Annotated in this window: 11 protein-coding genes; 1 reads left to right on the forward strand and 10 read right to left on the reverse strand. The window is 68.0% G+C overall.

Annotated features, from left to right (window positions below):
- From dnaG to ACXAID_RS24520, 10 genes are all read right to left on the reverse strand, one after another.
- Positions 1-1,362, reverse strand: a 1,362-nt coding sequence (dnaG, locus tag ACXAID_RS24475; RefSeq protein ID WP_475024776.1) for a DNA primase, incomplete at its 3' end; no start/stop codon positions are given.
- An 85-nt stretch (positions 1,363-1,447) separates the two neighbouring features.
- Entirely contained in the window at positions 1,448-1,981 is a 534-nt protein-coding gene (locus ACXAID_RS24480; RefSeq protein WP_475024777.1) for an aromatic-ring-hydroxylating dioxygenase subunit beta, read from the reverse strand.
- Positions 1,978-3,288 carry an aromatic ring-hydroxylating oxygenase subunit alpha gene (locus tag ACXAID_RS24485; RefSeq protein ID WP_475024778.1) on the reverse strand — a complete coding sequence of 437 codons (1,311 nt, stop codon included), beginning with the start codon at positions 3,286-3,288 and terminating at the stop codon, positions 1,978-1,980. Before ACXAID_RS24485 ends, ACXAID_RS24480 begins: the two co-directional genes overlap by 4 nt.
- A gap of 18 nt (positions 3,289-3,306) precedes the next feature.
- Positions 3,307-3,555, reverse strand: a complete 249-nt coding sequence (locus ACXAID_RS24490; RefSeq protein WP_475024779.1) for a hypothetical protein — start codon at positions 3,553-3,555, stop codon at positions 3,307-3,309.
- Positions 3,540-4,283, reverse strand: a complete 744-nt coding sequence (locus tag ACXAID_RS24495) for an alpha/beta fold hydrolase (RefSeq protein ID WP_475024780.1) — start codon at positions 4,281-4,283, stop codon at positions 3,540-3,542. Before ACXAID_RS24495 ends, ACXAID_RS24490 begins: the two co-directional genes overlap by 16 nt.
- Positions 4,280-4,669, reverse strand: a complete 390-nt coding sequence (locus tag ACXAID_RS24500; RefSeq protein WP_475024781.1) for a RidA family protein — start codon at positions 4,667-4,669, stop codon at positions 4,280-4,282. Before ACXAID_RS24500 ends, ACXAID_RS24495 begins: the two co-directional genes overlap by 4 nt.
- A 17-nt stretch (positions 4,670-4,686) precedes the next feature.
- Entirely contained in the window at positions 4,687-5,388 is a 702-nt protein-coding gene (locus tag ACXAID_RS24505; protein WP_475024782.1) for a GntR family transcriptional regulator, read from the reverse strand.
- A complete protein-coding gene (locus ACXAID_RS24510) occupies positions 5,385-6,278 on the reverse strand; it encodes a fumarylacetoacetate hydrolase family protein (protein ID WP_475024783.1) in 894 nt (297 codons plus the stop codon). The genes ACXAID_RS24505 and ACXAID_RS24510 overlap by 4 nt, the downstream gene beginning before the upstream one ends.
- Before the next feature lie 46 nt (positions 6,279-6,324).
- Positions 6,325-7,464, reverse strand: a complete 1,140-nt coding sequence (locus ACXAID_RS24515) for an FAD-dependent oxidoreductase (protein WP_475024784.1) — start codon at positions 7,462-7,464, stop codon at positions 6,325-6,327.
- A 227-nt stretch (positions 7,465-7,691) separates the two neighbouring features.
- The gene (locus ACXAID_RS24520; RefSeq protein ID WP_475024785.1) at positions 7,692-8,966 is read right to left on the reverse strand and encodes a deoxyguanosinetriphosphate triphosphohydrolase; all 1,275 of its coding nucleotides are present in this window, start codon (positions 8,964-8,966) and stop codon (positions 7,692-7,694) included.
- A 72-nt stretch (positions 8,967-9,038) separates the two neighbouring features.
- Here ACXAID_RS24520 and ACXAID_RS24525 point away from each other — a divergent pair.
- A partial coding sequence (locus ACXAID_RS24525) for a TPM domain-containing protein (protein WP_475024786.1) occupies positions 9,039-11,063 on the forward strand: 2,025 nt, incomplete at its 3' end.

Below are 11,063 nucleotides of genomic sequence, written 5' to 3' on the forward strand. Positions count from 1 at the left end.
CTTGCCGGCCTCCTCGCGCACCCGGGCCAGCACCTGGCCCTCGTCGCGCCAGCCGGTCCAGCCCGCCAACCGGCGCGCGTACTCGTCGCGCAGGGCGTAATCCCTGATCCGGGCCACCAGCGGCACCGACCGGCGCAACGCGTCGACCTGGGCCTGCGGGTCGTTGTCGAGCACGTCGTCGGCCGGGATCAGGCTGCGCACCGCGAACTCGAACATCGGGATGCGCCGGGCCACCAGATCGCGCAGCGCGCCGTCCCCGGAGCGCAGCCGCAGATCACACGGGTCCATCCCGTCGGCGGCGATCGCCACGAACGACTTGCCGGCCACCTGCTGGTCACCGTCGAAGGCCTTCAGCGCCGCCGCCTGCCCGGCCGAGTCGCCGTCGAACACGAAGATCAGCTCGCCGCGGTACCAGTTGTCGTCCATCATCAGCCGGCGCAGCAGCGCCAGGTGGCCCTCCCCGAACGCGGTGCCGCAGGAGGCGACGGCCGTCGTCTCCCCGGCCATGTGCATCGCCATCACGTCGGTGTAGCCCTCCACGACGACGGCGCGGTGCGATTTCGCGATGTCGCGTTTGGCCAGGTCGAGCCCGAACAGCACGGAGGACTTCTTGTACAGCACCGTCTCGGGGGTGTTGACGTACTTGGCCTCCATCGGGTCGTCGTCGAAGATCCGGCGGGCGCCGAACCCGATGACCTCGCCGCCGCCGGCCCTGATCGGCCACAGCAGCCGCCGGTGGAACCGATCCATCGGACCCCGCCGGCCCTCCCGCGAGAGTCCGGCCGCCTCGAGTTCCTTGAACTCGAACCCCTTGCGCAGCAGGTGCTTTGTCAGCGAGTCCCACCCCGAAGGCGCGAAACCGCAGCCGAACCGCCCGGCGGCTTCGGCGTCGAAGTTGCGCTCGAGCAGGTACTGGCGTGCCGGCGCGGCCTCCTCGGAGCCCAGCGCCCCGGCGTAGAACTCCTGGGCTGCGGAGTTGGCGGCAAGCAGCCTGCTGCGGCTGCCCCGGTCGCGCTGGACGTTGGTGTTCGACCCACCGGTGTAGGTGACGGTGTAGCCGACCCGGTCGGCGAGCAGCTCGACGGCCTCGACGAAGGTGACGTGCTCGATCTTCTGCAGGAACGCATAGACGTCGCCGCCTTCCCCGCAGCCGAAGCAGTGGAAGTGCCCGTGGTTGGGCCGGACGTGGAACGACGGCGACTTCTCGTCGTGGAAGGGGCACAGCCCCTTCAGCGAGTCGGCGCCGGCCCGGCGCAGCTGCACGTAGTCACCGACGACGTCTTCGATACTGACCCGCTCACGGATGGCGGCGATATCGCGATCGGGGATCCTGCCCCGCCCCCGACTCGCATCGCCTGCCACCCGGCCAGTCTAGAGGTCGCGACCCGCCGACCTAGCCCGGTTGCCGTTGTTGCAGCCGAGCCTTGGTCGACAGCGGGCCTGGCTGTCAGAAGATCACTCGCAGGTGGTTGAGGTGCACCACGTCGCAGTCCAACAGCACCCGGCGCGACCGCAACGTAAACTCCTCCTCCCGCATCACCAGCAGATCGGACCGTTCCGCGCTGGCGAAGGTCGGCGGCTCACCGCGGTGATTCCAGCTCAACAGCACGTTGCTCGACACCCGCAACACACCTCGACCGACGTCGCGGATCCGGACGTTGGTGACGAAGTGCCTTGTCCGGATGGCGGAGTTCTCGGCATAGGCTGTGCCGATGTTGGCCTCCGAAACCCGGCGAACCCACAACTCGATGGTCGGTTTCGTCTCGACGGCGAACAGTCCGCGCTCAGAGTAAGCCCGAGGTGGCGCGCCGCCCCTGCTCACCGGGATCGGCACCTCGTACCGAAAATCCTCGTCGAGCCAGTTGCTCCAGGCTGCCATGTCGTCGTCGTCGAGCAACTCGGCCTCCTGCCGGTAGGCGCGCTCGACGCGATCGAGCAACAGCAGGTCCGACAACCTCGCCCCATCCACCGGCAAGCTCATCGGCCGGCCTCGGCCGCCTGCATCCGCAGCCGCGCGTCCCACTCCTGCAGGAAAGCCCGCTGCAGCACCTCGGTGTTGAGGGGCGCTACGTAGACCGAGCCCGGCAGCCGGTGCCCACCGACCTCGGCCTGGGGCCGCAGATGCGCTCCCCCGAGAAACAAGAAGTCCTCTCCGCCCGCGCGGGTGCCGACGTTGACCGACGACACCGACACCGCATTGGCCAGATCGTCGGGCTCGAATGTTCCGCTGACCCCCAGAGTTCGCACCAACGATTCCTGCGACCAACGCTTCCACTGCGCATCCGCCGCGCGGGGCACCAGGATCCACATCCAGATCTCGGTGCTCGTCGGCCCCAGCGGCTGGGCCGACCGCAGCATGACCGCCGACACGGGCGGCGCCGCTGGATCGCCTGTCGTCTCGTGAACCAGCTCGATGAAACTGAAGTTCGGGAAGAGGTTTCCCTTGCACACCACGTTGTCGCTGGCGAACCACCGCTGAGCGGGTGAGCCATGGGTGGCGAACTGCTCGGCCAGCTCGCCCGGGTAACCGGGGTAGCAGCGTCCGTCACCGTCGGACAGCTTGGTCGCCGCAATGCCGTGTCCACCAGCTGTCACCACCGAATAAGAGGTCAGCTTGGAGCCACCGGCCCCGAACACCCCCAGCTTGATCGGATTGGCGTGCAGGCTGTCGAGGTGCAGACTGTCCATCCCGAAGTTCTCCACCGACAGCTTCCAGTTGCAGCGGGTTCGCCAGCGCAGCGGCTCGCCGACTACCTCCCACCCCTGATCGGCCTTGCCGAGCAGCGCCTCGAGGTAGAAGTCCATCTCACCGAGCTCCTCAGCGAAGGGAGGAGCCTGCGAGTTCCAGGTGGCGAAAACCAGGCCCAGATACCGGGCCACCCTGGCCTTGCTGAGTCCGTGCTCGGCGACGTCGACGTCGGCGGGGAACAATCGCCTGTTCCTGATTCCGCGGAGGTTTCCCTCGGTGTCGTAGACCCATCCGTGATACATGCAGGTGAAGCGCTGCGATGATCCAGCATCGTTGCGACACAACTGTGTTCCGCGATGAGCGCACGAGTTCAGCAAGACGTTGACCGCTCCGGCCGCCGACCGGCACATGATGACCTCGTCGTCGGCCATGCGCCTCGTCACGTAGTCACCGGCGCCCGGGATCTCGCTCTCCTGGCCGATGAACAGCCAGGATCGGTTGAAGACCGCTGCCAGCTCATCCCGATAGACCTCTTCGGAGAACACACTCGAACGCGCGATCCGCCCTAACTCCGCTGCCCCGCAACGCTCATCAGTCATCGGCGATCGGCCCACCCGTCAGCACTCACCAGCAGCCATCTTGGACCGGGCGTCACCGAGCGTGTCCTGGGTGATCGTCAGCGCGTCCACCGCCACGAACCGGTCCGCGGGTTCAGTCCCGTCACGCAGGTTGTCGATGAGGGCCTCAGCACCGGCCCGACCGGTCGCATATCCGCACAGGCTGATCGTCATGTCGAGGGTCCCGGCCTCGACGGCCTCCAATGCCGGCTCTCCACCGTCGGTGCCGATGATCACGATGTCGTCCATCCCATCGACAGTGGTGTCCAGCGGTCGTCGGCGCCCCATACCAGCAACGTCGGCAGCTGCGGGCGCTCGGTGAGGAGCCGTTCGCCCTGCCGGTCCTCGTTCGCCTCGTCGTTGAGTAGTGCCGACACGGACGACAGTGCCTCCCGAGCGCCATGCGAGGAGTTGATCATCGACTCCTCCCGCACCCATGCGTCGGTAACCATGTCCGGGTCGGAGACCAGCAGAGCGAATTTCTTCCGAATCGCCTCGCTGCTTCCGTCGGCAACACCTGTCGGATCGACCTTGTTCACTTCGGGGTACTCCGAGATACCCATGGTGCCGATGAGCACGACCGCCGAAACCAGGTCGGGTCGGTCACAAGCCAACCGGGCTGCGACATGGCCACCCAGCGACGTGCCCATCACGATCACATCGCTGAGCCCGAGTACATCGAGTACGGCGGCCACGAACTCAGCGAATCCTCTTGGCCGGTAGTCGATTCCCTGCCTCTTGTCGGCGAAGCCGTGGCCGGGGAAGTCGATTGCGTAGACGTGGAAGCCGGACTCGACCAGGCCCGGCGTCACCGGAATGAACCGGTCAGCACGCGATCCCACACCGTGTAGGCAGACCAGCGGGACCCGACCACCCTGGGATTCCACCACTCGGGTGCGGATGCCGGCCGCGGTGACGGGATAGGAGATCACCGCGTCACGACCATGGCTGAACGGCTTGCCCACAGGGCCGCTCACTGAACTGTCCCCCGGGACGCGAGAGCCTCGATCTCGATCACGAACCGCTCCTCCACCAGACCTGCCACGACCAGCAGGGTGTTCGGTGGGTAGACACCCGCAGGATAGATGTCGGCGAACACCTCCTTGCGGACCTCCATGAATACCGGGATGGTCTCTCGCCCGACGACATAGGTGTTGAACTTGACGACATCGTCGAAGCTCAGGCCGGTCGCGGACAGTGCCTTGCCGACGTTGGCGAAGGCGCCACGCACCTGACCGGCCGGGTCCGGGTCGTCGGTTCCGAACTGTCCGGCTACCGCCACCAGACCGTCGGTCAGTGATACCGGCGAGTAGTCCCCGAACTTGCCCAGACCCTCGACAGTGGGAAGATAGCGAACCGCCATCAGTGATCTCCAATCATTCAGATTTCCTCAGCAGGAGGGCTTTCCGACAGCGCGGGCGCAACGTGTGCGACCGTTGACCGCAGGTGCCGCCTGATCGCCCGTTCCATGGCGTCCGGATCGCGGTTGCGCAACGCACCCAGCATTTCCGAGTGCTCGTGCAGAGCGCCCTGCGCGGGGGGCTGGCTGGACACCAGAATGCGCACATAGAACTTCGCCCGCGAAGAAAGCGTGTCGATCAGCGCGAGAAGTTCCTTGTTCGGACACGCGGCGTAGAGCCTGGAATGGAACTCCTGGTTCAGCTGCGCCCACAGAACGGGATCGGTGACTGCCGCCATCTGTTCGTTGATCCGCGCGACGTGGTCCACGTGTTCGGCGCTGGCCGCGGCCACCGCGTGGCGCCCGGCCAGCACCTCCAGCTGCTCGCGGATCTCGTAGAGGTCCAACAGTTGCTGCACCGTGGGCTTGGAGACCATCGCTCCGCGCCGGGGATCGATCGTGATGAGTCCCTCACTGGCCAGCGCGTGCAGCGCTTCGCGTAGCGGGGTCCGGCTGACGTCCAGCCGCGCGGCGAGTTCATCTTGGCGCAGTGGCACATCGGTATGAACTCCGCCGCTGATGATCAGGTCACGCAGCGCTTCGCGGACGGCGTCGCGCACAGTGCTGCGTGCGATCGGAGTGATACCGGCGCCATCGCCGGCAGAGCCCGTGTCGACGGTCATCGCGCACCGCCGGTGGACTGGGCGACCGGGTTGACCAGACTGCCCAAGCCGGAGATCGAGACTTCGACGACATCGCCGGGCTGCAGGAACTGCGGCGGATCAAACCCGATACCGACGCCCAGGGGCGTTCCCGTCGCGATGATGTCTCCGGGAAGTAGCGTCATCCCCGCGCTGATGGTGGCGATCAGGTCCGGAATGTCGAAGATCAGGTCGGAGCTCTTCGCGCTCTGGCGCAGCTCGCCGTTCACCCGTGATTCGACCAAGAGGTCGCGATGGTCCACCTCGTCGGCAGTGACCGCGATCGGTCCCATCGGACACGATCCGTCCAACGACTTGCCGAGGAACCACTGCCGGTGTGAATGCTGTAGATCGCGGGCCGTCACGTCGTTGACGATGGTGTAACCCCAGACGTGCGACATCGCGTCCTGGGTACTGATCGCGGTGCCGCCGGCGCCGATGATCACAGCGAGCTCGGCTTCGTAGTCGAGCTTGCTCGTGAGCCCGCTGTGGGCGGGAATGGTGTCACCGGTGCCGATCACCGTCGTCGGCGCCTTGGTGAAGACGACCGGCCTATCTGGAATTCCCTGCCCTGCAGTGGCATTGAACCCCGACGCATCGAATTCCAGGGAATGCTCGGCGTAGTTCTGCCCGATGCAGAAGATGTTGCGTCGCGGCGCCGGGATGGGTGCGGTGAGCGTCACACTGTCCGCCGGCACCGCCGCGTCCTCGAGCAGCCGGCCGGACGGGGACCCGCTGACGATGTGGTCGAGCAACCCGATCGGCTGGCCCGTCCAGTCGACCTGGTCACCGCCCAGCAGCGGAATGACCCTGTCCCCGCTGAGCACTCCGGCCATGATTCCGCCGGAACCGATATACGACACGTATCTCACGCCTGCGCCTCCTCGAGTGTGGACAACTGGGACCGCCGTTGCATGATCACGCCGCAGCGGTCGTGCGGGCCCCGGCCGGAACGGTTCGCACGCCCTTGTTCAGTCCGTTCTGGAAGGCCCGCGTCCCCGATACCGAACGCAGCAGCCGCCCTCGTATCCGATCGGCCGGCTCCGGCACCTTGGACAGCACGAAACCGTAGAGATACGACCACCATTGAACGTGATTGGTCAGCGCCCTGTTTTCCTTCTCCCACTGCGCAAGCGCCGCGGGAACATCACTGTTGCGTTCCAGCGCCATCGCCAGAGCCATGGCGTTGATGAACGCCGTGTTGGCCGCCTGCCCGAGGTTGGGCGGCATTGCATGGGCGGCGTCCCCGATGACGGCGGCATGTCCTTTCGACCACTGCCGGCAACGCACGTTGACCAACCGGTCCCAGCGGCTGGCTTCGGCGAACCGTTCGACCAGATGGGATGCCTGCGGGAAAGCCGTGCTCCACAACTCGCGGTCCACCGGCATGGTGCTGGCGCGGTCGTCGGAAACCGGAGCGCTGAGGAAGATGTAGTCCTGACCGTCGGTGCAGGGGTTGTACAGCAGGCGCCGTGGCCCGTGCCAATACTCGATGATCGTGTCCTCCGGATCGCCTTCCTTGCGGTCGATCATCATGCGGATACCCGCCTCGACCCCGAAGTCCATCCACGCCGTCGCCGAGATCGACTCGCGCAGGCGGGAGTACGCGCCGTCAGCGGCGACCACCAGATCAGCCTTGTGCCGCGCACCGTCGGCCATCTCGATCTCACCCTCTGTGGTGATGCCGACGACGGTCGACGACGTCTTGATCTCCACCCCGAATGCGACGGCCTGTGCTATCAGGGCCTCGTAGAGGTCGGCGCGGGGCGGCAGCAGCAGCCGGTCCTCAGCGGTGGTCGGCCGCGACATGAGCACCCGCCCGTTCGGGTCTGCGATGCGCCACTCGGCGATGGAGCGTGCCCGGGCCACGGCCTGGTCATAGGCGCCGACGACTTCGAGGGCCCGCAGGCCACTTTCCCAAATCCAGATTCCCGCACCGAACATCCGCAGATCGTCGTTGCGCTCGTGGAGTCGAACCCTCCAGCCGAGCTGAGCGAGCCTGGTGGCCAGCAGCAATCCGGACAGACCCGCGCCGGCGATCTCGGCGGTTCTGGGCATGGTGTTCCTCGGTCGTCGACAGCTGTTGGATATCGGACCCCGGGTTTTGGATCCAGAATCCGAGACTGCGGGTGCATCCCCGCCTCGGCAACTCCAACACCGAGATCGACTCCTGCACCCCTGCTCAGCGCGTTTGTATCTGGGGCGTAAATCGGCGTGTTGGAATCTGTGCCGCCCGGGCCCACCGGGCATCCTCGGACCGAGGGTGGCGCGCGCCGACGCGGTCCCTAGCGCCCTCCGTACAACCGTTCGAGCCGGCCTTCGGTGAACGACGCGACCTGGTCGATCACCACCCGCAGCCGGGCCGCGTCGTCGGCGGCGGCGTGGAACTCCGGGGCGAACAGCGGATCCAGCGTCGCCGGCGCCCCCGAGAGCACGAACTGCACCGCAGCCTTGATCTGATCACGCTGGCGGGCCTGCAGCTCCAGATGCCGCGGGTCGGACATGATGAACTGCAGCGCCAGGATCTTGAGCACCGCCACCTCGGCACGCACCACGGTGGGGACCTCCAGGCCGGCCTGGTAGCGCACCAGCCGTCCGGGACCGGCGGAGTTCCGGGTGGCCGCGATCGCCGAGGAGGCGAACCGGCCGACCAGCTCACTGGTCATCGTCTTCAACGCCACCGACGCGCTCAACGTGCCGTCGTACTTGCCGATGGCCGCAACCGTGGGCAGTTCCGAGAGCCGCTCGGCTGCCTCCACCAGGTCGGCGGCCGCCAGTCCCCCGCCCATGCCGTGCGACTGGCCCAATCTGCCCAGCGCGCCGACCGCGTCGTCGTCACCGAGGACCCTCAGGTCGATCCGCCCCGAAATCACCCCGTCCTCGACGTCGTGAACCGAGTAGGCGACGTCGTCGGCCCAGTCCATGATCTGCGCCTCCAGGCACGGCCGGCGATCGGGCGCGTCCCCGCGCATCCACGCCGCCATCGCGGCGTCGTCGGGATAGAACCCGAACTTCCCACCCTCCGGAGGCCGGTACCACGGGTACTTCGTCACCGCGTCCAACGCCGCCCGGGTCAGGTTCAGACCCGCGCTGCGGGGTTGATCACCCTGCTTGTCAAGCACTTTCGGCTCCAGGCGGGTCAGGATCCGAAAGTTCTGCGCGTTGCCCTCGAAGCCGCCGCACACCTCGCCGATCTGGTTGAGCGCACGCTCTCCGTTGTGCCCGTAAGGCGGATGGCCGATGTCATGAGCCAGCCCGGCCAGATCGACGAGGTCCGGGTCGGCACCCAGCCCGACGGCCATCCCCCGCCCGATCTGGGCGACCTCCAGCGAGTGGGTCAGGCGGGTGCGGGGGGTCTCGCTCTGCCGCGGGCCGACCACCTGGGTCTTGTCGGCCAGCCGCCGCAACGCCGCCGAGTGCAGCACCCGGGCCCGGTCCCGGGCGAAGTCGGTGCGGTGCTCGGTGTCCGTACCCGCGAGCGCGGCACCCTTCGGCGGTTCGACCACCAGGCGTTGCCGGTCGAACTCGCTGTAGGGATCCTGAGTCAGGTCTGTAGCCACCGCCGCACAGTCTGCCAGGCCGTTCGGCGACTGATCGCTGCCGGAGCAGCTCACGGCACTAGATTGGCCTGCATGCGTGTCGCTCGCCTGCTGCCCATGCTGTTCGTCGCTGCGCTGACCGCGTTGCTGAGCGCGCCGGCCGCGCTGGCCGAGCCCCCGTTCCGGGTGCCCGACTACCTCACCGACCGGGCCGGTGCGCTCACCCCCGGACAGGCCACCGAGGTGCAGAACGCGCTGTCGGGGCTCTACGACGAGCACCGCGTCCGGCTGTGGGTGGTGTTCGTCGACGAATTCGGGCAGAGCGCCACGAGCTGGGCCCGAAGCACCATGGAACTCAGTGACTTCGGCGACCGCGATGCGCTGCTGGCGGTGGCGGTGGCCGAACGGTCCTACGCGTTCCAGGTGCCCAGCGCGATGATGTCGCAGGCGGCGGCCGAGAACATCCAGATCGAGATGATCGAGCCGGCGTTGCGCGCCAACGACTTCGCCGGCGCGGCCGTCGCCGCCGCCGACGGTATCGCCGGCTCGGCCACATCGCGGACCTCGAGCCCGTCGGGATCGTCGTCGACGTCCTCGGGGGGCGGGTCGCTGGTGGGCACGGTGGTCGTGCTGGGCGGGCTGGGGCTGGCCGTGACCGGGCTGGTGTTGTGGTCCAAGCGACGCAAGCGCAAGCGCCGCGAGGATGCGTTCGAGGCGGCCCGTCGCGTCGACCCCGCCGACCCGCAGGCGCTGGCGTCGGTACCGCTGGACGCCCTGGACCGGCTGAGCAGGGAGATCGTCGTCGACGTCGACAACGCGGTGCGCACCAGCGAGAGTGAACTCACCTTGGCCGAGGACGAATTCAGCCCCGCCCGCACCGAACCGTTCCGCAAAGCCGTCGCCGGCGCCCGGACCGCGCTGGCGCAGGCGTTCAACGTCCGCCAGATCCTCGACGACGCCGTGCCCGAAACCCCCGAGCAGCGCCGCGACCTGCTGACCAGGACCATCGTCGCGGCCGCGAAGGCCGACAAGGAACTGGAAGCCCAGAGCGAGGCCTTCGAGAAGCTGCGCGACCTGGTCATCAACGCGCCCACCCGGCTCGACGCCATGACCCAGCAGATGGTCGCGCTGACCGCCCGTATCGAGCCGGCCGAGCAGACGATGGCCGCCCTGAGCAGGCAATTCGATGCCGCCGCACTGGTTTCGGTCGCCGACAACGTCGCCACCGCCAAGGAGCGGCTGGCCTTCGCCGACCAGAACATCGGCAACGCCCGCGCGCTGGTGGCGCGGCCGGTCGGCCAACAGATCGGGCTGGTCGACGCCGTCCGGGCGGCCGAGTCGTCACTGGGCCAGGCCAAGGCGCTGCTGGATGCCATCGACTCGGTGGGTGCCGACATCAACCGGGCGGTCGCCGCGCTGCCCGGGGCCGTCGAGGACATCGAGAACGGGATCGGCGAGGCCGACCGGCAACTGCAGCGGGGCAACACCTCGCACCGCACCGAGCTCGACGCTGCGCGCACCGCCGCGGTCGGTGCCGTCGAGGATGCCCGCGCGCACGGCGGGACCGACCCTCTCGGCGTGTTCACCCGGTTGACCAAGGCCGACGCGGATCTGGACCGGCTGCTGTCCGACGTCGCCGAGGAGCGCGCCGCGGTGGAGCGGATGAGCCGCGCCTACGACCAGGCCCTGATGACCGCGCAATCGCGGGTGCGTGGGGTCTCCGACTTCATCGACACCCGGCGCGGCAGCATCGGCCCGGAGGCGCGCACCCGGCTGGCTGAAGCGGTCCGGCAGCTGCAGGCCGCGCAGGACAAGAGGAACACCAACCTCAGCGAGGCGATCGACCACGCCAACAACGCGTCATCGCTGGCCTCCCAGGCCCAGTCGCTGGCCAACGACGACGTGCGGGCCGCCCAGCGCAACTACACCTCGGGCGGCTGGGGCGGTGGCAGCTCCGGCGGCGACCTGGGCGCGGTCATCGGCGGCATCATCATCGGCAACGTGCTCGGCGGTGGGTTCAGCGGCGGAATGGGGCGCCGGCGGCGCCGCGGCGGGTTCGGCGGCGGTTTCGGAGGAGGCTTCGGCGGCGGTTTCGGCGGCGGGCGCCCGTCGTCGTTC

It is taken from the genome of Mycobacterium sp. ABE4_509 (assembly GCF_056160785.1).

Coding starts and splice junctions, on each gene's coding strand:
- ACXAID_RS24480 (WP_475024777.1), bottom strand. CDS start 1,981: ATGAGCTTGCCGGTGGATGGGGCGAGGTTGTCGGACCTGCTGTTGCTC.
- ACXAID_RS24485 (WP_475024778.1), bottom strand. CDS start 3,288: ATGACTGATGAGCGTTGCGGGGCAGCGGAGTTAGGGCGGATCGCGCGT.
- ACXAID_RS24490 (WP_475024779.1), bottom strand. CDS start 3,555: ATGGACGACATCGTGATCATCGGCACCGACGGTGGAGAGCCGGCATTG.
- ACXAID_RS24500 (WP_475024781.1), bottom strand. CDS start 4,669: ATGGCGGTTCGCTATCTTCCCACTGTCGAGGGTCTGGGCAAGTTCGGG.
- ACXAID_RS24505 (WP_475024782.1), bottom strand. CDS start 5,388: ATGACCGTCGACACGGGCTCTGCCGGCGATGGCGCCGGTATCACTCCG.
- ACXAID_RS24515 (WP_475024784.1), bottom strand. CDS start 7,464: ATGCCCAGAACCGCCGAGATCGCCGGCGCGGGTCTGTCCGGATTGCTG.